The sequence below is a fragment of the Parazoarcus communis genome, from assembly GCF_003111645.1.
Lineage (GTDB): Bacteria > Pseudomonadota > Gammaproteobacteria > Burkholderiales > Rhodocyclaceae > Parazoarcus > Parazoarcus communis_A.
This window is the reverse complement of record NZ_CP022187.1, coordinates 588,297-610,081: the sequence shown is the minus strand read 5'-3', so window position 1 is coordinate 610,081 and position 21,785 is coordinate 588,297. Positions and strand designations below refer to the sequence as shown.

The following is a 21,785-nucleotide window of genomic DNA, read 5'->3' as shown; positions in this document are numbered from 1 at the left end:
ATTCGTTCGCTTCCGCCGCAGAGCGCCGGAACGACCGATTCTTGGCGCATCGGCGACCGTTTTTACACAGCCTCGGCCAGAAGCGGTCATTCGGGCGTTTCACATGAAAGCGGCCAGTCGCCTGCGAGCGCGGACGACACCGGCCCGGATACGCTCACAGCAAGACTCCGAGACCATGGGGGGCGCTTGTTTTCTGGTACCCGATAGACATAGCTGTGTTCGGGCCGTATGCTGGGGCGCTGAAGACAGAAACGTCCCGTTCCGGACCTCACGATTTGTTATGAGTCCAGATTGGTATCGCGCAAACCGTTCATCGCTAGTGGGTACGCTGATTTCGTCTGCTTCGCTGGGGCGATGTTATGCGGCATTTCTGTCTCCCTAGAACAAATCCCTCTCATGGCATCTGATCATGCTCGTATACGTCAATAATTTCCTGTTTGAACCGGCGCAGGGGCCGGAGCAGATCGTTCAACTCATCGCCAAATGGGTGGGGCGACGAGCAAAGAGTTATGTCGATGCCGGCCGGCTTGCCGAGGGCATTCGAGAGCTTAAACTCAAGGACGGCAGTACGTTGACCTCGCGCGCCACGTTGTCTGACGACAATGGAAGGATCTATCCCTTCTGGTTTTGTGCGCAGCTAAGCCATCGGGACGAAAGGATTTCGGGCAGGCGCTGGATCACCGAAATAGGTCTACACCAGGAATCCATTGGGAAGCATATCGAGTGCTCGTTACTGCTGAAGACTGACGAAATCAGCGCAAGGGTTACCGCTTCGATTCAAGTGACTCGCCCCAAACTGGTCGAGCAACTCATCCAGTCATGCAGCCCTCTTGGGCAAACCCCTGGCTTGAAGGTCAAACAACTCACGCTAGAGAGTGCATCAGCGTTTCTGCGTGAGGTGGAGCGCAACGAGCGGGATTATCCGATTGTGATACTGAGCGCCAATCGCGATTACGAATACCCGGTCGCTCCCGAGCGCTTGCGCTCAATCTTAGTGGGATTGGCCGACGTCGTTTGCGTGCCGCCAGATGAAGATACATTTGCCATTGAAGAGCTTGTTGGACGTCGTTTCATGGCTTTTGGTGGGGCGCTCAATATTGTTTTTCCCGGCCGGCAAGGCGATCGCGGGTTCTTCTATGAAACAGTACTGTTGCGCCCTGATGAGGTTACCGACCTTTTAGAAAGCGGTCATTCGATAGAATCCGAGGTCTTATCCACGGTAGCGCATCGCACTAATCTGCCATTTTCGTGGCGGCATATTTCGCCAGAGATAGTGGGGCAAGCTGCACTTCGTGCCCAGTTGGCACAGATGATTGAGCGGGCCAAAGCTGGCGATCAATCAGCGGAGCTGACTGAATACGTCGATCTGTTGGAGTCTGCCGATCAGGAACTGCAGTCCAAGGACAAAGAACTCGCACGCATTCGTTCTAGTTACGAAGAAAAGGAACAAGAGGTTCGAGCGCTTCAGGCAGATATCGCCAACCTCAAACATGCGTTGAGTGGCGTGCAATCAAGTGACGATGGCGTGGAAGGCGTTGCCGAGGTCTTAGCACCCTTGCGCGACTCTGTTGCCGCTGTTCTCAAGGGAAGCCCCAGTCTCCTACAGGCTGTAGATTTGATCGCCACGCTTTATTCTGACCGGATTGTTTTCCTGGAAACAGCCAAGGGCTCAGCGAAAGAATCTGATCGTGGAGGGTTCCATCAGGGGACGAAAGCCTTCGATCTGTTGCAAAAGCTCGCAACCGAATATTGGCAGCAACTTGCTGACGGCAAAAGCGATCAACAGGCTAAAGCCGTTTTTGGGCAAAACGCTTATGCAGCCAATGAGGCCAGTGCCTTGAGCAGCGACGGCAAACGTCGCCGCACTTTTAGCTACCGTGGGCGCGACTTCCTAATGGAGAAGCACTTGAAGCACGGGGTGAAAGACAGCCTGGCCGAAACCCTACGCGTCCACTTTGAATGGTTGGCTCAGGAGAAGAAGATCGTCGTCGGTCATTGTGGTAAACATCTGAATTTCTGACGGGAACGACGTTTTGAGGGCAAATATCTCAGGGAACTCGAAGAGGGCTAACCCATCGTTGCAGAGGGCGCTCCGCCTGTCGGCTGTGCGCCCCTGAATTCAGACGTTAAACGTCCGCTTTCCCATTAAGGCAAGGGCCGCTTCGGGTCGTAAGCGGAAGTCCGCAAGTGCCTCACCTTGCCACGCAAGGATGCCCACACATGCACGATGCAACTGCGTTGCTTGCCCTTGTTTCCGATTTTGGCACAACCATGGGTTGGGCAAGGCCTTCGTAAAACTCGCGCAGACGCTGAAACGGCGTGCCCGACGTCAATTGCGCAGTATGCCTTCCGGTCAGCCCGCGGCCGACACGGCAACCTCGGCGTCGGCCCGAACAAGGTGATCGAGCAGCAGCCGCGCTGCGGCCGGCAGACTGGCGACATCGCGCACAACGATGTGGAGGTTCCGCTTTGCCCAGACGTCGGTGAGGCCAACAAGCCTGAGGCCGAGCGCGGACGCGAAGAAGTTGCCGACCCGGCGCGGCACAACGCCGACCCCAAGACCCACATCCACCATCCGGCACAGCGCATCAAAGGATGTGACATGAATCCGCAGTCTTCGAGTCAGCCCTGCCTCGGCGGCTGCGTGCTCGAGCAAGGTGTAGAGCGAACTGTTCTGGCTCAGGCCGACATGGTCATAAGCCAGGCTGGCGGAGAATCCGGTTTCGCGCTTCGCCGCCAGCGGGTGATCCGGACGAACGACGAGCACGAGTTCGTCCTGACGGTAGGGGAAGTATTCGAGCCCTTCGACCTCGTCACTCGCGGAGACGACCCCGAGATCCGTGCGCCCCTCCTCCACTGCGCGCAGGATGTCGGCGCTCAGGTGCTCCTGCAGATCGATCTTGATGCCTTCATTGTTTGCCATGAACACGCGCAGATCTTCCGGCAGAAACTCGACCACCGCCGAGATGTTTGCATGCATGCGGACATGGCCACGCACACCCTGCGCATACTCCGAAAGCTCTGCATGCAGACGGTCGACGCTGCGTAACACCGTGCGCGCGTGAAACAGCAGCGCCTCCCCGGCGGCAGTGGGCTTCACGCCGCGCGCGCCGCGTTCGAGCAAGGGAACACCAAAATCCGCCTCCAGCTCTGCCAGCCGCTTGCTGATTGCGGACGCCACGATATGCTCGCGCTCTGCGGCCTTGGCGATGGCACCGGTCTCGCACACGGCCACGAAGTAGGCCATCGAGTTGAAGTCGATTCGTTTCATGCGACTATTATCGGTGCCCGACTTTGGCTTGGGGAATCGTTTTACGCACGATGCGTCAGGCGAAGACCCGGCGCCACAAGTCTCAGACGCATTGACGCATCACCAATATTCACGCAGTGCACCAGCCATGAACCTGTACGAACAGCTCGCATCCGACATCGAAAGGCGCATCGCCGACGGCGTGCTTCGGGTCGGCGACCGCCTGCCGTCGGTGCGAAGTGCCTGCAAGTCGCAACGCCTGAGCCCGTCGACCATTCTCAAGGCCTACTATCTGCTGGAGAGTCGCGGCCTGATCGAGGCCCGCCCGCAGTCGGGCTATTACGTGCGGCCAAGATTGCTCACCGGGATGCCGGAACCGGAGATCACGCGGCCAGCAGGCGCTGCGACCAAGCTCGAGGTCAGCGACTTCATCTTCGAGATTCTCGAATCGGTGAAGGATCCATCCGTGGTGCCGCTGGGTTCGAGCTTCGCGAGCCCCGACCTGTACCCGCTGGACAAGCTGGGGCGCTTCCTTGCCGCCGCTGCACGTCACATGAATCCGCGTGCAACGGTGACCGATCTGCCGCCGGGCAATGAGGAGTTGCGACGTCAGATCGCACTGCGCTACCTGTCCCGTGGCGCATCATTGCAGCCGAGCGAGATCGTCATCACCAACGGCGCAATGGAGGCGTTGAATCTCTGCCTTGAAGCGACGACCTCGCCCGGCGACCTCGTCGCCATCGAATCCCCGACTTTCCATGCCAGTCTGCAGATGATCGAACGCCGCGGCCTGCGCGCGATCGAGATTCCCACCCATCCGCGCACGGGCGTCAGCCTTGGCGCGCTCGAAGAAGCCCTGCGCCATCATCCGGTGAAAGCCTGCCTGCTGATGCTCAACTTCCAGAACCCCATGGGAAGCCTGGTCCCTGACGACTCGCGCAAGGCCTTGATCGCGCTGCTGCGTCGCCACGCGGTGCCACTGATCGAAGACGACACCTATGCCGAACTCTATTTCGGGCGTGAGGCGCCGCTGGCGACCAAGGCGCTCGATAGCGACGGCCTGGTGTTGCATGTGTCGGGGTTTTCGAAATGCCTTGCGCCCGGTTACCGCGTGGGCTGGGTCGCTGCCGGCCGATTTGCACAGAAGATCCAGCGCCTGAAGTTCTCCGCCAGCCTTGCGACGACAATCCCGGTACAGATCGCGATTGCCGATTTTCTGAAACAGGGCGCGTTCGACACCCACCTGCGCCGACTGCGCTCAGCCCTCGAGATGCAGGAAGTGCAGATGGCGACCGCGCTCGACCGCCACTTTCCGCCCGGCACGCGCATCACCCGGCCGCGCGGGGGCTACTTCATGTGGGTCGCGTTGCCGGACGACGTCGATGCCCTCGCTCTTCATCGCGACGCGCTCGACGCCGGCATCAGCATCGCCCCCGGCCCGCTGTTCTCGGCCAAACAGGCCTACCGCAACTGTATCCGGCTCAACTTCGGCCATCCCTGGTCAGAAAGTGTGGAGGCAGCGGTGATGAAGCTGGGGCAGCTGATCAAGCGCTGACCCGGGCTCCGGCGCATCCGGCCCCGTTCGCTTCCAACCGGTGCAGCCCTCCAAACTGTTCTGGTCGAATTAGCGACAATCTGAGACTGTAACGCTCGCCAGCCCGATGGTTTACTCGCGCCACCGCCCGGAACACCTCATTTTGAAGGTGATTCGGGTCGCAACGGAGAAAGCCCTCATGCACGCGCGCGTCAACAAAGCCCAAGGCGCCCGGATCGAGTTCTACAACAAGACCGGGAAGATTCACCCTCGCACCACCGCCGGCCGATACAACACCTTGCGCTGGTCCATGGTGTGGATCACGCAGATCATTTTCTACGGTCTGTGCTGGCTGGAATGGGGCGGCCAGCAGGCCGTCCTGTTCGACATCGAAGAACGCAAGTTCCACCTGTTCGGGCTCGTCCTCTGGCCGCAGGACGCGATGCTGCTCGCGGTGATGCTGATCGTCGCCGCAACCGGCCTCTTCTTCGCCACGGCACTGGCCGGGCGGGTGTTCTGCGGTTTTGCCTGCCCGCAAACCGTCTACACCGCCATCTTTCGCTGGGTCGAGACCAGGGTGGAGGGCGACCACCTGGCACGGATGCGACTGGACCAGTCCCCGCCCGGCCTGCGCAAACTTGCGATCAAGACCACCAAGCACGTGATCTGGCTTTCGATTGCGTTGTGGACGGCGATCACCTTTGTCGGCTACTTCACCCCGATTCGCGACCTGCTCGCGCGCCTGCCGGCCGAACTCGGCCCATGGGAGGGATTCTGGGTGTTCTTCTATGCCGCATTCACCTACCTGCTGGCCGGGTTCGCACGTGAGGTGGTGTGCATGCACATGTGTCCCTACTCGCGCTTCCAGGGTGTGATGGGCGACCCCGACACGCGCAATGTCAGCTATGACGTGCTGCGCGGCGAACCACGCGGAGCACTTTCCAGGCGCCAGCCCGAGCGCACACCTCAGGGCGACTGCGTCGACTGCGGCGTATGTGTTCAGGTGTGCCCGACCGGCATCGACATCCGCGAGGGCCTGCAATATGCGTGCATCAACTGCGGGCTGTGCATCGATGCCTGCGATGAGGTCATGACACGGATCGGCGCACCCAAGGGCCTGATCCGCTTCGCAACAGAACGCGAGTTGTCCGCACCGAAGGCCACCCCGCGCCCCACCCTGCTCCGTCCTCGGGTCCAGGTCTACCTGGCCACGCTTGTGCTCTTCGCAGTGACCGGCGTGTGGATGCTGATCGAACGCACCCCGCTTGCGGTGGATATCCTGCGCGACCGCCACGCCCTGATGCGACTGGATGATGCGGGGCGAATCGAGAACGACTACATCCTGAAGGTCGCCAACATGCTTGAGCAGCCCCGCCGCTTTCGCGTGCAGGTTGAAGGCCCGGCGGACATCCGTCTGGAGAGCAGCGACACTTTCGAAGCAGCCGCGGGCAGCATCACAAGCCTGTCGGTGAGCGTGTCCGGCGCGGCAGATTCGTCCCTGCGCGGCAGCCAGCAGATCCATTTCACGATTCACGACCTCGAAGCCCCCGAAACGCGGGTGGTGGAGAAAACATCTTTCCTGCTGCCCGTCACCCTGGCCGGGGCGGTACGTCAGGACTAGCGTGACACCCGATGCGCGTTGGCCGCCCCCGGTTGTCAGGGAATCCGTCTGCAGACGGGTGCCGGCCGGGGTGGCTCCGCTTGGTATCATCCGCGCAGCACTGAACTGCTGACCGATCCGGACTCCTCCCCAGCATGAACACACCCCAACGCAGGCTCGTCGAGCGCGTCGCCGAACACATCAAGTCAAAATTCGCGGACGAAAGCTCCGGTCACGACTGGCACCACATCAACCGGGTCAGAAAACTCGCGCGGCAGATCGCAGCGCAGGAAGGCGCGGACGTGGACATGGCGGAGTTGGCCGCGCTGGTCCACGACATCGCGGACTGGAAATTTCATGACGGCGATGACACCAAAGGCCCCATCGAGGCCGCGCGCCTGCTGCGGCAGGAGGGCGTGACGCAGGACGTGATCGATCAGGTCACGGACATTGTTGCGACGATCTCATTCAAGGGTGCGGGCGTCCATACCGAAATGAAGACCCTCGAAGGCAAGTGCGTGCAGGATGCCGACCGCCTCGACGCCATCGGCGCAATCGGCATCGCGCGCTGCTTTGCCTACGGCGGCCACGCCGGGCGCCTGATGTATGACCCGGACGAGGCGCCGGTCATGCACGCCACAGCCGAGGCCTACAAGGCTGCCAAGGGAACGAGTCTGAACCACTTCTACGAGAAGCTCTTCCTGCTCAAGGACCGCATGAACACCACCAGCGGCCGCGCGCGCGCCGAGGAGCGCACGCAATACATGCAGGACTTCGTCGCCAGATTTCTTCAGGAATGGGGTACGCCCGAAGACTGACTTTCAGCACATCCCCATAGAGATACCGGACCGCCCGCGCTGCGGGCGCCAGACAACTCAAGGCTGACCGAATGGGCTGCAGAGCGGCCCAGCATGCCTCCGGGTCATGCGCATTGCTTCGCAACATCATTCAAAAGCCGGCCAACGGCAGTCCACCCATCCTGCATCGCTCGTTTTCCCGAACCAGTGGTCGAATAATGACATTTGAACCAGACCCTGGTCGAAAATCCTCGTAGAATGAGGATGCTGCGACGCAGCATTCACGGCGCGGACACTTCTCCGCGCGCACGCCGCACACTCTTCAGGGCGGGATTTGACATGAACCTCATGCTAACCATCGACGGCAACGAAGCCGTTGCCAATGTGGCGTATCGCGTTTCGGAAGTGATCGCCATCTATCCGATTACCCCTTCGTCAGGCATGGGTGAGCTGTCGGACGAATGGGCGTCACAGTGCAGGACCAACGTCTGGGGCAGCGTTCCCCGTGTGGTCGAACTGCAGTCGGAGGGCGGTGCGGCCGGCACCGTGCATGGCGCCTTGCAGGGCGGCGCACTCGCGACGACCTTCACCGCCTCGCAGGGCCTGCTGCTGATGATCCCCAACATGTACAAGATCGCCGGCGAACTCACACCGACGGTCTTTCATGTCGCGGCGCGGGCGGTGGCAACACATGCGCTGTCGATTTTCGGCGACCACTCGGACGTGATGGCGACGCGCGGCACCGGCTTCGCGCTGCTGGCCTCGAACTCGGTTCAGGAAGCGCAGGACATGGCGGTGATCGCTTCGGCAGCCAGCCTTGCCGGACGCATCCCGGTGCTGCACTTCTTTGACGGTTTCCGCACCTCGCACGAAGTCGCCAAGATCGTTCCGGTCGATGATGCGCTGCTGCGCGACATGTTGCCGCAGGACCGCATCACCGCCCAGCGCGAGCGTGCGCTGTCGCCGGAACACCCGGTACTGCGCGGCAGTTCGCAGAACCCCGATGTGTTCTTTCAGGCCTGCGAAGCGCGAAACCCCTGGTTCGATGCCTTCCCTGCCGTCGTGCAGGCCTGCATGGATCAGTTCGCCGCGGCGACCGGACGCGAATACAGGCTGTTCGACTACGTCGGTGCGCCCGATGCCGAGCGCGTGATCGTGCTCATGGGCTCCGGCGCTGAAACCGCACAGGAAACCGTCGAGCACCTGAATCGGCTGGGCGATAAGGTCGGCCTGCTTAAGGTGCGTCTGTTCCGGCCCCTTGCACCCGAAGCGCTGGTTGCCGCCCTGCCCGCCACAACCCGCGCGATTGCGGTGCTCGACCGCTGCAAGGAGCCAGGCGCCGAGGGCGAACCCTTGTACAAGGACGTGATGGTGGCACTGGCCGAGAACGCCTCCGGCGAGGCGCCACGGTTTGCCCGTTTGCCCAAGGTCATCGGCGGCCGCTATGGGCTGGCCTCCAAGGAATTCAATCCGGCGATGGTGTGTTCGGTGTTCGCCGCCCTTGACGAGCCGAGCCCGAAACGACGCTTCACCGTGGGCATTCAGGACGACGTCACGCATCTGTCGCTGCCATACGACCCGGGCTTCCGTACCGACGCAGTGCGTGAGACCTTTGGCGCGGTGTTCTACGGTCTCGGGTCGGATGGCACGGTTTCGGCCAACAAGAACTCGATCAAGATCATCGGCGACGAGACCGAGCTCAACGCACAGGGCTACTTCGTCTACGACTCCAAGAAGTCGGGGGCGATGACGGTGTCGCACCTGCGATTCGGCACCCAACCGATCCGTTCGACCTACCTCACCGGCGCGGGCGATGCAAAGTTCGTGGCCTGTCATCAGCCGCTCTTTCTCGAAACCCACGACTTGCTATCGCACGCCGCGCCGGGCGCCGTGTTTCTGCTCAATACCCCGGTCGCGCCGGACAGGGTATGGGAAACGCTGCCCGCCACGATGCAGCGACAACTGATCGACAAGCGCATCCACCTGCATGTGATCGACGCCTATCAGGTGGCGCAGGACGCCGGCATGGGGCGGCGCATCAACACCGTGATGCAGACCTGCTTCTTTGCAATTTCGGGAATTCTGCCTCAGGACGAAGCCATTGCCGCGATCAAGCACGCGGTGGAAAAGACATACGGTCGCAAGGGACGTCGCATCGCCGAACTGAATTACCGCGCCATCGACATGACCCTGGCCTGCCTGCACGAAGTGGCCCTGCCGCAGACCCATGACAGCGCTGCGAGCAGTACCCAGGCGCGCAGCGAGCCGCAGGCATCCGAGTTTGTACGCAGGCTGACCCTGCCGCTGATCGCCGGCAAGGGCGATACGCTGCCGGTATCGCTGTTTCCCGCCGACGGCACCTGGCCGACCGGCACCGCCCGCTACGAGAAGCGCAACCTCGCGCTGCAGATTCCGGTCGTCGAGAGCGACCTGTGCACGCAGTGCGGCAAGTGCGTATTCGTGTGCCCTCACGCGGCGATCCGCGTCAAGGCCTACCCGGCGGAGCTCGCCACCGGGGCGCCCCCGACCTTCAAGCAGATGGCGATCCGCAGCAAGGACTACCCGAGCGGCTGGAAGATGACCTACCAGGTCGCACCGGAGGACTGCACCAGCTGCACGCTGTGCGTCGATATCTGCCCGATCCGCGACAAGTCGAACGTCTCGCGCAAGGCGATCAACATGGCCGAGCAGGCCCCGCTGCGCGAGCACGAGGCCGAGAACTGGGACTTCTTCGTCAAACTGCCCGACTATGACCGCAAGCTGGCCAAGCGCACCACCGTGCCGGGCTCGATGCTGCTGGCGCCGCTGTTCGAGTTTTCGGGTGCCTGCGTGGGCTGTGGCGAAACACCCTATATCCGCCTCGCCACGCAACTCTTCGGCGACCGCATGATGGTGGCTAACGCCACCGGCTGCTCGTCGATCTACGGCGGCAACCTGCCAACCACGCCCTACACCACCAACGCCGAAGGCAGGGGCCCGGCATGGAGCAACTCGCTGTTCGAGGACAACGCCGAGTTCGGCCTCGGCATGCGCCTGGCAACCGACCAGCTGGCCAAGGCTGCACAGGTGAAATTGCACGAGATGACGCCGGTTCTCGGTGAGGAGCTGGTCCGGTCCGTGCTGGAGGCCGACCAGGAAGACGAAGCCGGCATTCACGAGCAGCGGCAACGCGTCGCCGCACTCAAGGCACAGCTGTCTGCGCTTGCCACGCCGGCCGCCGAGGCACTGGCGACGATCGCCGACTATCTCATCCGCCGCAGCGTGTGGATCATCGGCGGCGACGGCTGGGCCTACGACATCGGCTTCGGCGGCCTCGACCATGTGCTGGCTTCGGGCGAGAACGTGAATATCCTGGTGCTCGACACCGAGGTCTATTCCAACACCGGTGGCCAGAACTCCAAGGCGACGCCGCGCGGCGCAGTCGCCAAGTTTGCCGCCGGCGGAAAGCCGAACCGCAAGAAGGATCTCGCCCGGATCGCCATGGACTACGAGAACGTCTACGTCGCCCAGGTCGCCTACGGGGCCAAGGACGTGCATACGCTCAAGGCCTTCATCGAGGCCGAGAGCTATCCCGGGGTATCAATCATCATCGCCTACAGTCCGTGCATCGCCCACGGCGTGGACATGCAGCACAACCATCGCCAGCAGGCCCTCGCGGTCAAGTCCGGACACTGGCCGCTGCTGCGCTATGACCCACGCCAGCGCGAACGGGGCAAGAATCCCCTGTCGGTCGATAGCGCCGCACCCAGCATTCCGTTCGGCGACTTCGCCCGCACCGAGGCACGATTCACCGTGCTCGAGCGGCTCAATCCGAAGGCGTCTGCCAGCTTCATCGTACAGGCGGGCAAGGACGCGCGCCTGCGCCATCAGGAATACGTGGAACTCTCCGAAATGGTGCCGCCCGAGGTGGCCCTCGACGAAACCGCCAAAGACGCTGCCGCAACCAAGGAGACGCCCGATGCCTGATCTATCCACCACCTATCTGGGCCTGGCGCTGAAGAATCCGCTGGTGCCCTCCTCCACGCCGCTCAGCCACGAACTGGATGCGATGCTGCACCTCGAAGATGCCGGCGCTGCAGCCGTGGTGATGCATTCGCTGTTCGAGGAGGACGTAAAACGTGACGAGCAGATGATGGACCGCTTTCTGCTCAACCCCGACGCTTTCGGCGAGTCGGCGGGACACCTGCCCGCCGGTCATGATTACCAGAGCCGGCTCGACACCTATCTGGAACAGATCCAGCAGCTGAAGTCGCGTCTCTCCATCCCGGTGGTGGCAAGCCTGAACGGCTCGTCGGCCGATGGCTGGGTGGAGCTGGGCAAGGAGATGCAGGCCGCAGGCGCCGATGCGCTCGAGCTGAACGCCTGGTACATGCCGAGCGATCCGGGTGTGACCGCGGCCGAAATCGAACACCGCTACCTCTCGTTGCTGCAGTCTCTGAAGGCAGTGGTGAGCGTGCCGATCAGCATGAAGCTGTCGCCCTTTTTCTCGTCGCTGCCGAATTTTGTGCAGCGGGCAGAACAGGCCGGTGCCGCGGGCGTATCCATGTTCAACCGCTTCTTCCAGCCGGACATCGCCCTCGAGACACTCACGGTGGTCGATCGCGTGCAGCTTTCAAGCTCCGCCGACGCCCTGCTCACGATGCGCTGGATCGCCATTCTGCGTGGCCGCACAGGCTTGTCGCTGGCGGCCACCGGCGGCGTGCATAGCGCCGACGATGCCCTCAAGATGCTGCTCGCCGGTGCGGATGTGGTGCATCTTGCCAGCGCACTGCTGCAGCGCGGACCGCAGGCCCTGCACGACATCCTGCAGGGCATCGGCCGCTGGCTCGAAGAGCGGGAATACGACTCGGTGGCGCAGCTGAAGGGGTCGATGAGCCAGCAGAACTCGCCCGACCCGAGCGCCTTCGCCCGCGCAGCCTACCTCAACGCAATCGATTCGTTTACGCCGCCGGACGGCGTGCGTTACTGAACGCAGGGCCTGCTGCAAGCGGGTTACGAAACCGTGGCACAGACGCGCAACAGACGAGCGCCACCCTCGGCCTGATGGCCGGCCTTGCCTTGATGATGGTGCTCGACACCACCCTGGGCTGATCCTCTTCAAGGAAGCAGCGAGGCTGTTGATTCCCGGCGGGCGGCGGCGGCTGCCGGGTCGAGCAGTCGCCAAACCTCTCGCGCTGGCAGAGTGCCTCGTAAGTTCAGTGACTTCACCTGCACAACCATCTTCAACCCGAGCCAACCTGCTTGAGCGGTATCGTCGATGCACACGAATCGCCGATGTCGCACCTGGCTGACCCGGCAGCTACCTTGCCCTTCTCAACGCATCGCCCCCAGTGCCAACTCGTCGGCGCGTTTTTCTTGAGCCCGGCAAACCGTACATACCGAATGGGTGAAGACAGCCGCAACGCGGCGTCCAAGGCCGACTGTCGCAGACACGACGACCCCAACCTCCATATCACCGAAGCCAGCATGCTCTCATGGAGCGGCGGCGCCGAATCGTCATCGCTGACCATCCACGCGCCGACCCGCAGCACGCCCCTGCCGTGATCGTGTGCTGACCGGGTTTGCACTTGCTCAGGTCCGGCATCGATCTGGCAGCAAACGTCGGGCGGGTGCGCCCGCAGATCAAGCCGCTCGACTCAGTTCTGCCCTGCCATTCATGGCAGCGCCATCTGCCATAGTGGCGCAATTTGTAGAGCCCGTAGATCTCAGTGGCGGCGGATAAGTCTTAAATTATTGATTCTTATCACCTCATTAACCATCGGCTCATTGGCATGTTTCTTGTTTAAGGAGGGATAGTCCGCCTGACGGGCATTCCCCCGCAGGCGCTACATCCAGGGAAGCAAGTACATGGACATGATTGCTCTGTATCCAGACTGGTTTGAGCCCAGCGTGGGTAGTGGTTGGATCAATGGCTCTATTGCCAGGAATGGCTCGCGTGGATAAGCAGCTTTCAACGCTGAAGGATTCGGCCCTTGGTCATCGCCCCGACCTTTGCCGCTCTCTGCGCGCATATCAGCACGGCGCTACCTCGCCTGCACACGGGTGCGCAGGACACAGGTCAGAAGGCAAGAACCGGATATGCACTTCACCGAGATCCACCCTGACCGACGCACCCAACAGCCGACATGCAACCCGGCGCTTCTGACAGCCGTGCGCGGCGTATCTCAAGCGTGCTGAACTCCCAAGGCCCGAATACATGACAAGTCCATTCAGAATCACCATCATCGGTGCCGGTTTTGGCGCGCTTTCGAGCGTTCGCGAAATCCGCAAGCGCGACCGCGAGGCAGAAATCACCTTGATCGCCCCCAGAGCCGAGCTGCACTACCTGCCCGGCATCATCTGGATCCCCAGTGGCCTGCGAACACGCGAGCAGCTGATCGTGCCCCTCAATAATTTTTTCCAGCGCATGAACGTTCGCCACATGGCGGCCGAGGTGACCGGCTTGCGTAATGGCGGGCGTCTGGTGGACACCACCGTTGGTGAAATCCCGAACGACGCACTGGTGATCGCCAGCGGCGGGCGGTTCATCAAGAAGCTGCCCGGGATCGAACACGCCATCACCCCCTGTGAAGGCATTGCGGCCGCGGAGAAGATTCGTGATCGCCTGCAGGCACTGCAGGAAGGAACCATTGCCGTAGGCTTCGCCGGCAACCCGAACGAGCCCACTGCGGTGCGCGGTGGCCCGATGTTCGAATTTCTGTTCGGCATTGACGAACAACTCCGGCGCGAACGCCGGCGCGACAAATTCGAACTGGTGTTCTTCAACCCATCCAGCGAGCCAGGCAACCGGCTCGGCCCGAAGGCGGTCAAGCACCTGCTCGCCGAGATGAAGCGGCGCGATATCCGCACCCACTTGGGCCACAAGATGAAGGGGTTCGAGGCCAAGCGCGTGCTGACCGAAGGTGGTTCATTCCCCGCCGATCTCATCCTGTTCATGCCCGGCATGACCGGAAACGCGTGGTTCGATCAGACCGAACTGGCGCGCTCTCCGGGCGGCCTGTTGCAAGCGGATGCGCAGTGTCGGGTCGCCGGGACCGAGCATGTGTATGTTGTCGGCGACTCTGGCAGCTTCCCCGGCCCGGACTGGATGCCCAGGCAGGCCCACATGGCCGACCTGCAGGCTGCAGCCGCAGCAGAGAATCTGCTGACAGGTTTGCGCGGCGGTACGCCCAGCGACACCTTCAAGATTGAGCTGATCTGCATCATCGATGCGATAGACCACGGCACGCTGGTGTTTCGTAATGCTCAGCGCCAGATCATCCTGCCGCCGACGCGCCTGTTTCACTGGATCAAAAGGCTCTTCGAAAGCACCTACCTGAAGAAATATCGATGACTACACCTCCAAGCACACTCACCCCCTACGAAGCGCTTGGTGGCGCGCCCGCCTTGCACCGCTTGGTGACCCGCTTCTATGAGCTCATGGACACGCTCCCCGAAGCCTATGCAGTGCGCAAGATTCACCCGGAAAGCCTCGCTGGCAGCACCCAAAGTCTGTTCGAATTCCTGTCGGGCTGGTTCGGCGGTCCCGCCCTCTACATCGCCCAAAAAGGCCATCCGCGTTTGCGCATGCGCCACGCGCCCTATGTGGTGGACCAGCGCATGCGCGACGAGTGGATGCTCTGCATGACGGAAGCACTTACCGAGCAGGTGGCCGACGCCGAGATGCGCGACGGTCTGATCCATGTCTTCGCCCAAATGGCAGATCACCTCATCAACACTGATGGTGACAGCGGATGAACAGCTGGCGACCTGCACCGGACAACTCATTTTGCGTAAGCAGCGCGCCGCGGCAAACTCACAAGGGACGCGTCCCAGCGCCTGCAGAAACGCCAACGCCTCAGTCAGAACACCACAATGATGAACTTCAAGCACCTCCTTATCGCGTGCGCACTGACCTTGCCCCTGATCTCATGGGCCGAGCCGCTAGCGGTTGGTCAAGCGATGCCACCGCTGGTCGCAAAAGATCAGCACGACCAGCCCTGGGGCATCGCCGCAGCTACCCGATTGGTGCTGTTCGCCTCCGGCCGCAAGGCGTCGAACATCGCAATGGAGGTCCTCGGCCAACAGCCCAAAGGTTTCCTGGCCACCCGCCATGCCGTCTACCTGGCCGACATGAGCAGGATGCCCGGCCTCATCACCCGCACTTTCGCACTGCCGTCACTGCGCGAGCAGCCGTTCACGGTGGGCGTGGTGCTGGATGAAGCGCTGTTGTCGGATTTCCCGCGGCGGGAAGATGTGGTGACCTTGATCGGACTGGAAAACAACCGAATCGTCGCAGTGAACTACGCCGCGACAGCCGAGACCTTGCGCGAAGCACTGGGCCTCACACACGAAGAGTAATAAGCGTTCGAAGCAGTTGATGCCGCAGGGCGCAACTTGTTTGCGCGCCTCGAACGGAACGACGAATTTCGGTCAACAATGGACAGTGTGTGAAGTAGCGTCGCGCTCAGCATGGCCAGTGCCTTCCGCATGCCAACGACCACGCGCATCAGTTGTGTTGCGGCCAAACCTTACGGCAAAGCGCGGATTTGATTGGCCGTCCTCACCGCTGTAGCGAAGTGGATATCGGCACAGGCTTTCAGTGACGCCCAGTTCCGAGCGCACGGCCGCCAGCCTGAAAGAGATCACAAGTGGGATAAGGGGGAATCAACGCGGCTCCTGGTTGATTCCCCCCGCCCCTTCAGTGAGACAGCTTGCCAGTCGCAGAATCCAATGGGTTCAGCGGTCATCTGTTTTACATATTGAGCAGACTGAAGGCGCCGATCCTCAGACCGAAAAATCACTCCGTCAGGCCAGGTCCCGCTTGCGGCCCCTTGATCTCTGACATCAATTCGGCGATCTGTCCGCGAAGCCAGCGGTTCCCCGGGTCATTGTGAAAGCGCGCATGCCAGTGCTGCTTGACTGTGAACGCGGGTAGCGTGAACGGGATCGGAAAAATGCTGAACTCACCACGACCACGAAGAAGCTCGCCAAGCCGACGAGGGATGGTCATCAGCAAGTCGGTCCGCTCGACAACAAAGGCTGCCCCGAGAAAATTGGGGATCTTGAGGACAATCCGGCGCTGAATGCCTTGGCGGGCCATTTCCTGGTCGATGACTTGGTGACCGGTGCCGGAAGTGCTGAAAACCGCATGCCCCTCGGCTTCGAACTGCGCCAGGCTGAGTCCCCCCTGGATACGCGGGTGGTCGGCGCTCGCGAGGCATACATACTGCTGGCGAAACAGTGCCTGTTGATAGAAACCCGCTTCGAGGGCTGGGATAAAGCCGACCGCCAGGTCGGCATCACCGGCTTCAAGCAGTCGCCCCGTGTCTGGAGAAAGCGAAGAGATCTCGATCCCGATCCCCGGCGCCGTCGCGCGCAGGCGCTGCCATAACCTGGGAAGCAAAACCAGGTGCGTGATGTCGGTCATGCAGATTCGGAAGCTTCGGTCGGACATGGCCGGATCGAACACGTGGCGGTGGCCAAGCGCTTCATCAAGGGCATTGAGTGCCGTCCGAACAGGCTGAACGAGTTCCTCCGCAAGCGGCGTCGGCTCCATGCCGGTCGAGGTGCGCACAAACAGCGGATCTGCATAGTGCTCACGCAACTTGCCCAGCGCAATGCTGACTGCAGGTTGGCCAAGGTCCAGAACATCAGCGGCGCGGCTCACGCTACGCGTTTTGTAGACCGCATCGAATACCGACAGCAACCGCAACTCTGGTGTCGTCACCGCACCCCCATTATTCGAAATTTGACTTGATTGTATTCCGCGCATTGCATGGACGGAATACTTATGCGTCGATAAATTCCACCCATCGCAGCAAACCAGCCATTGCCCAGCTGCCGGAACGAAGCATCCAGCACTGATCCGGCCCCCTTCCCCGATGGAGGAACGAACGAAATGCAGGAACTTGGAACACTTGACGATTTGCCTGAGGCCTACCGAGCGGCCCTCACCGCACAGAACCTGGTTCCGCTTTGGCCCAGCCTGCGCGCCGTGCTGCCCCCGGGCAAACCGGCCCGTCGCACGCAGCCGGTTCAGTGGTCTTACGAAGCCCTTCGCCCACTGCTGATCGAGGCAGGCGAGCTGACGCCGATCGAGAAAGCCGAGCGCCGGGTACTCGTACTCGCCAATCCCGGCCATGGCCTGGAAAAGATGCAGGCCAGCTCGTCGATCTATCTCGGCATGCAACTCTTGCTGCCGAACGAATGGGCTCCGGCACACAAGCACACGCCGAACGCGGTACGAATGATCGTTGAGGGCGACGGCGCCTATACGACGGTCGACGGCGAGAAGTGCCCGATGAGCCGCGGCGACCTGATACTGACGCCAACCGGCCTCTGGCACGAACACGGCCACGATGGCACAGACCCAGTGGTTTGGCTGGACGTGCTTGATCTGCCGCTGGTGTATTACGTCGAGGCATCCTACGTCACCGAAGGCACAGCCCAGACGGTGACTGCAGAGGCCACGGAGCGCGCCTACCAGCGTGGCGGAGTGGTGCCATCACCGGTGTTCGCCCGCTCAGGCAAGTCCTTCCCCATGCTGCGCTATCCGTGGGCTGAAGTCCGTGCCGCGCTGATCGCGATGAACGCTGCCGAACCCGACCTGGAGGCCGTACAGGTCGCTTACGTCAATCCGGAAACCGGCGCCGACTGCCAGGCCATCCTGGGCTACTCGGCACTGATGCTCCGACCCGGCGAGACGCTGCGCCTGCCCGCACGCTCACCCGCGATGGTGTTCCACCAGATAGAGGGATGCAGCGACATCAGCATCGAGGACAGCGCATTCACGCTCGCCGAAGCCGACACCTGCTGCGCACCGGGCTACACGCCCGTGGTGCTGACCAATCGATCCGCAGAACAACCCGCGTTCATCTTCGTCGCCGACGAAACACCGCTGCACAAGAAGCTCGGTGTGTATGAAGTTCGCACCTGATTCCAATCCCAACGAAAGAAAGCGAGCACTGAAATGACTCAAGTCAGCTACCTGTGGAACCCGCCCCCCGTCCCGTCACTCCCGGTACGCGGCATCGCCGAGCGATACCCGGTCAACCGCATCTTCTGCGTCGGCCGCAACTACCACGCACACGCTGTGGAGATGGGCGTGCCGGTCGACAAGGCAAATGCTCAGCCCTTCTATTTCACGAAGTCTGCGTCGACTCTGGTCGAGTCGGGCGCCACCGTGCCCTATCCGACCGGCACGTCAAACTACCACCATGAGATGGAACTGGTTGTTGCCATCGGCGCTCCCGGCTTCCGCGTCGCAGAAGCCGATGCATCCAGCCTAATCTACGGCTACGCCGCGGGCCTCGACATGACCCGCCGCGACCTGCAACTGGTCGCCAGAGAAAAGGGACGCCCATGGGATCTGGGGAAGGACTTCGAGCTCTCCGCGGTATGTGGCGAGATCGTGCCAATCGGCAAGCTCGGTGTGCTCTCAAGCGGCGCCCTCACCCTCGATGTTAACGGCCAGCGTCGGCAGACCGCCGACCTCACGCAGCTCATCTGGAGCATCCCGGAGCTGCTCGCAGACCTGTCGAAGTTCTACCACCTGCAGCCGGGAGACCTGATCTACACCGGCACCCCGGAGGGTGTCGGTGCGGTGAAGTCCGGGGACAGGCTTGTCGGTCACATCGATCATGTTGGCGACATCGAACTGAGCATCGGCGCAGCCGAGTAAGTCACGGGGACTCGGGCTCTGGTCTGCCCGAAACCCGATTCGAGAAGAGAGAGGAGAGAAGGATGACGAATCAACAACTTCCCGTGATCGTCGCGGGCGGCGGCATCGGTGGCCTGGCAGCAGCACTCGCACTGGTACGTCAGGGGTTTTCGGTCAAGGTGCTGGAGCAGGCACCCGAGATCGGCGAGATCGGCGCCGGCATCCAGCTCGGTCCCAACGCCTTCCACGCATTTGATGCGCTGGGTATCGGCGACAAGGCTCGCAGCCGCGCGGTCTTTACCGACGAGATGGTGATGCATGACGCAGTCGATGGCGCACTTGTTGGTCGGATCCCGACCGATGAAACCTTCCGCAAGCGCTTTGGAAACCCGTATGCGGTGATCCACCGCGTCGACGTGCACCTTTCGCTGCTCGAAGGCGCGCAGGAGACGGGCCAGGTCGAGTTCCTGACCTCAACACGCGTCGATCGTGTCGAGCAGGATGAGGACTGCGTCACTGTGTTCGACCAGAACGGGGTCGCGCACCGCGGGATCGCATTGATTGGTGCTGACGGCGTGAAGTCGGTGATACGTGCCCAGTATGTCAGTGACCCCGCTCGCGTCACCGGTCACGTGGTGTACCGTGCGGTCGTCGACCGCAAGGACTTCCCGGAAGACCTCCAGTGGAACGCAGCCAGCATCTGGGTCGGACCAAACTGCCATCTGGTGCATTACCCCTTGCGTGGCGGCGAGCAGTACAACGTCGTCGTCACCTTTCACAGCCGCAACAAGGAAGAATGGGGCGTCACCGAAGGCAGTCCGGAAGAGGTGCAAAGCTACTTCCAGGACATCTGTCCAAAAGCCCGCCAGTTGATCGACCTGCCCAAAAGCTGGAAGCGCTGGGCTACTGCCGACCGCGAACCGATCGGACAATGGACCTATGGACGTGTCACCCTGCTTGGCGACGCCGCGCATCCGACGACGCAGTACATGGCACAGGGTGCATGCATGGCGGTGGAAGATGCCGTGACACTTGGCGAGGCGCTGCGCGTCAAGGACAACGACTTCCCCAAGGCCTTCGATCTTTACCAGCGTTCCCGTATCGCCCGTACCGCGCGCATCGTGCTGTCATCGCGGGAGATGGGGCGCATCTACCACGCCAAGGACGTCGAGCGCCTCGTGCGCAACGACCTGTGGAAGGGCCGCAGCCCGGAGCGCTTTTACGATGCGATGGAGTGGCTGTACGGATGGAACGTCGACAACTGCCTGGCGAAGAGCTGAACCGAGGATACCGTCGTGAAACTGTACAACTTCTTTCGCAGTGGCACCTCGCACCGCCTGCGGATCGCCCTCAACCTGAAAGGAATCGAGTACGAATACGTACCCGTCGACCTTCGCACCGAAGCACATCTGGGGGCCGCGTTCAAAACGGTGAATCCACAGGCACTGGTGCCTGCGCTGGTTGAGGGCGAGATGACACTGATCCAGTCTCCGGCAATCATCGAGTGGCTGGAGGAGCGTTACCCGACCCCCGCGCTGCTGCCGGCAGATCCGAACGCACGGGCGCAAGTGCGGGCGCTGGCAGCGATCGTCGGCTGTGACATCCACCCGATCAACAACCGCCGCATCCTTGAGTATCTGAAGAAAACGCTGGGTTGCGACGAGGCGGCAGTGCAGACGTGGTGCCAGACCTGGATCCAAGCGGGCTTCGATGCACTTGAAACCCTGCTGGCAGCGGACAAGCAACGCGGTGCATTTTGCTTTGGCACCACGCCGACTCTCGCAGACGTGTATCTGGTGCCGCAGATCGAAAGCGCACGCCGCTTCAAGCTCGATCTGAGCCCCTACCCCAGCATTCTTGCGGTCGACCGTGCGTGCGGCGAACTTGAAGCGTTTCGCCGGGCTGCACCAGCCGTGCAACCCGACGCCCAATGACAGACACACTCATATAAATCCCGTACCCCCCGAGGAGACAAAGATGAAATTCACAAGACTTGCACGTGCTCTTGTCGCAGGCATCGCCCTAACCACTGCCGCACTGGGCGCCGGAGCTCAATCACTCAAACTTGGCCACATCACGCCGCCGACGCATGTGTGGAACCAGGTCGCGGAAAAGATCGCCACCGACCTTGCCACCGCATCCGGCGGCAAGATGAAGGTTGCGGTCAGCCCTCTGCAGAAACTCGGCAACGAGGCACAGATGATCAACCTGATGCAGGCGGGCGCTCAGCAGTTCGGCATCTTCACCGTGGGCGGCCTGGCCAATCGCGAAGAGTCCTTCCTGGGCTGGTCGCTGCCCTACGTCTTCAAGGATGTCGCCCACGCCACGCGCGCCGCCAGTACGCCGGCCGCGAAAGAGATGCTCAAGCGGCTGGACAAGACCGGCCTGGTTGGATTGGGCTACGCGTTCGCCGGCATGCGTCACGTGCTTTCGCTGGATCCGGTGCGGTCGGCTGCAGACCTCAGGAACAAGAAGATCCGCTCATTCCCGAGCCCGGTCTATAACGATTGGTGGAACGCCAATGGTGCCGCCCCGACCGCGATGCCGCTGTCCGAGGTTGCGCCATCGCTGACAACCAAACTGCTCGACGCGGTCGACGTGGATCTGGATGCGCTCGTCGGACTGAAATTCCATCAGCAGGCACCCAACCTGACACTCACGAATCATATGGCCTTCCCGGCCGTCATCGTGGTCTCCAAGAAGTGGTGGGATAGTCGCACACAAGCCGAGCGCGACATGATCACCAAGGTCGTGACCGACGCCGAACAATGGGGGTTCAAGGCCGCGATCGACGCGGATGCGAGCAATCTTGAGAAGGCAAAGGCCGATGGCGCGAAGGTGATCGATGGCGACATCGCATCCTTCCAAGCCGTGGGCGGAAAGGTGCGCGACCCGTACATCGCAAAGAATCCGCTGATCGCGGACTTCTACAAACAGGCCAAGGACCTCTGAGCGCGCCTGCA

At 61.8% G+C, this 21,785-nt stretch carries 17 protein-coding genes; 15 read left to right on the top strand and 2 right to left on the bottom strand.

The window, feature by feature from the left end:
* Positions 1–409 precede the first annotated feature (409 nt).
* Entirely contained in the window at positions 410–2,020 is a 1,611-nt protein-coding gene (locus CEW83_RS02915; RefSeq protein WP_108948006.1) for a hypothetical protein, read from the top strand.
* Positions 2,021–2,353: 333 nt separating this feature from the next.
* Here the strand turns inward: CEW83_RS02915 and CEW83_RS02910 are convergent, their stop codons facing one another.
* Positions 2,354–3,271 carry a LysR family transcriptional regulator gene (locus CEW83_RS02910; protein ID WP_108948005.1) on the bottom strand — a complete coding sequence of 306 codons (918 nt, stop codon included), beginning with the start codon at positions 3,269–3,271 and terminating at the stop codon, positions 2,354–2,356.
* Positions 3,272–3,398: 127 nt separating this feature from the next.
* Here CEW83_RS02910 and CEW83_RS02905 point away from each other — a divergent pair, with 127 nt between their 5' ends.
* The 9 genes from CEW83_RS02905 to CEW83_RS02870 all read left to right on the top strand — a co-directional run bounded on the left by CEW83_RS02905 (position 3,399) and on the right by CEW83_RS02870 (position 15,521).
* Positions 3,399–4,805 (top strand): PLP-dependent aminotransferase family protein, encoded by a 1,407-nt coding sequence (locus CEW83_RS02905; protein ID WP_108948004.1) that lies wholly within the window; start codon positions 3,399–3,401, stop codon positions 4,803–4,805.
* Between the two features lie 178 nt (positions 4,806–4,983).
* Positions 4,984–6,405, top strand: a complete 1,422-nt coding sequence (gene ccoG / locus CEW83_RS02900; protein WP_108951158.1) for a cytochrome c oxidase accessory protein CcoG — start codon at positions 4,984–4,986, stop codon at positions 6,403–6,405.
* A 134-nt stretch (positions 6,406–6,539) separates the two neighbouring features.
* Positions 6,540–7,202: an HD domain-containing protein gene (locus CEW83_RS02895; protein ID WP_108948003.1), complete on the top strand. Its 663-nt coding sequence runs from the start codon at positions 6,540–6,542 to the stop codon at positions 7,200–7,202.
* A gap of 318 nt (positions 7,203–7,520) precedes the next feature.
* Positions 7,521–11,147 (top strand): pyruvate:ferredoxin (flavodoxin) oxidoreductase, encoded by a 3,627-nt coding sequence (nifJ, locus tag CEW83_RS02890; protein WP_108951157.1) that lies wholly within the window; start codon positions 7,521–7,523, stop codon positions 11,145–11,147.
* Complete coding sequence (locus CEW83_RS02885) at positions 11,140–12,150, top strand: dihydroorotate dehydrogenase-like protein (RefSeq protein ID WP_108948002.1); 1,011 nt, start codon at positions 11,140–11,142, stop codon at positions 12,148–12,150. Before nifJ ends, CEW83_RS02885 begins: the two co-directional genes overlap by 8 nt.
* Positions 12,151–12,563: 413 nt before the next feature.
* The gene (locus tag CEW83_RS20960; protein ID WP_159099368.1) at positions 12,564–12,725 is read left to right on the top strand and encodes a hypothetical protein; all 162 of its coding nucleotides are present in this window, start codon (positions 12,564–12,566) and stop codon (positions 12,723–12,725) included.
* A 652-nt stretch (positions 12,726–13,377) separates the two neighbouring features.
* Positions 13,378–14,514, top strand: coding sequence for an NAD(P)/FAD-dependent oxidoreductase (locus CEW83_RS02880; RefSeq protein ID WP_108948001.1), 1,137 nt, complete (start codon positions 13,378–13,380; stop codon positions 14,512–14,514).
* Positions 14,511–14,918, top strand: coding sequence for a group II truncated hemoglobin (locus CEW83_RS02875; RefSeq protein ID WP_108948000.1), 408 nt, complete (start codon positions 14,511–14,513; stop codon positions 14,916–14,918). The genes CEW83_RS02880 and CEW83_RS02875 overlap by 4 nt, the downstream gene beginning before the upstream one ends.
* Positions 14,919–15,035: 117 nt before the next feature.
* Positions 15,036–15,521, top strand: coding sequence for a hypothetical protein (locus CEW83_RS02870; RefSeq protein ID WP_108947999.1), 486 nt, complete (start codon positions 15,036–15,038; stop codon positions 15,519–15,521).
* 439 nt (positions 15,522–15,960) lie between these two features.
* On the opposite strand, the gene CEW83_RS02865 is transcribed toward CEW83_RS02870, so the two are convergent.
* The gene (locus CEW83_RS02865) at positions 15,961–16,869 is read right to left on the bottom strand and encodes a LysR family transcriptional regulator (RefSeq protein ID WP_234418969.1); all 909 of its coding nucleotides are present in this window, start codon (positions 16,867–16,869) and stop codon (positions 15,961–15,963) included.
* A 192-nt stretch (positions 16,870–17,061) separates the two neighbouring features.
* On the opposite strand from CEW83_RS02865, the gene CEW83_RS02860 reads away from it, so the two are divergent.
* The 5 genes from CEW83_RS02860 (at position 17,062) to CEW83_RS02840 (ending at position 21,774) form a co-directional block, all read left to right on the top strand.
* Positions 17,062–18,099 carry a cupin domain-containing protein gene (locus tag CEW83_RS02860; RefSeq protein ID WP_108947997.1) on the top strand — a complete coding sequence of 346 codons (1,038 nt, stop codon included), beginning with the start codon at positions 17,062–17,064 and terminating at the stop codon, positions 18,097–18,099.
* A gap of 33 nt (positions 18,100–18,132) precedes the next feature.
* Positions 18,133–18,843 carry a fumarylacetoacetate hydrolase family protein gene (locus tag CEW83_RS02855; protein WP_108947996.1) on the top strand — a complete coding sequence of 237 codons (711 nt, stop codon included), beginning with the start codon at positions 18,133–18,135 and terminating at the stop codon, positions 18,841–18,843.
* 62 nt (positions 18,844–18,905) lie between these two features.
* Positions 18,906–20,102 (top strand): 3-hydroxybenzoate 6-monooxygenase, encoded by a 1,197-nt coding sequence (locus tag CEW83_RS02850; RefSeq protein ID WP_108947995.1) that lies wholly within the window; start codon positions 18,906–18,908, stop codon positions 20,100–20,102.
* A 15-nt stretch (positions 20,103–20,117) separates the two neighbouring features.
* On the top strand, positions 20,118–20,756 hold the full coding sequence (gene maiA / locus CEW83_RS02845; RefSeq protein ID WP_108947994.1) for a maleylacetoacetate isomerase: 639 nt from the start codon (positions 20,118–20,120) through the stop codon (positions 20,754–20,756).
* Between the two features lie 43 nt (positions 20,757–20,799).
* On the top strand, positions 20,800–21,774 hold the full coding sequence (locus CEW83_RS02840) for a TRAP transporter substrate-binding protein (RefSeq protein WP_108947993.1): 975 nt from the start codon (positions 20,800–20,802) through the stop codon (positions 21,772–21,774).
* Positions 21,775–21,785: the final 11 nt, after the last annotated feature.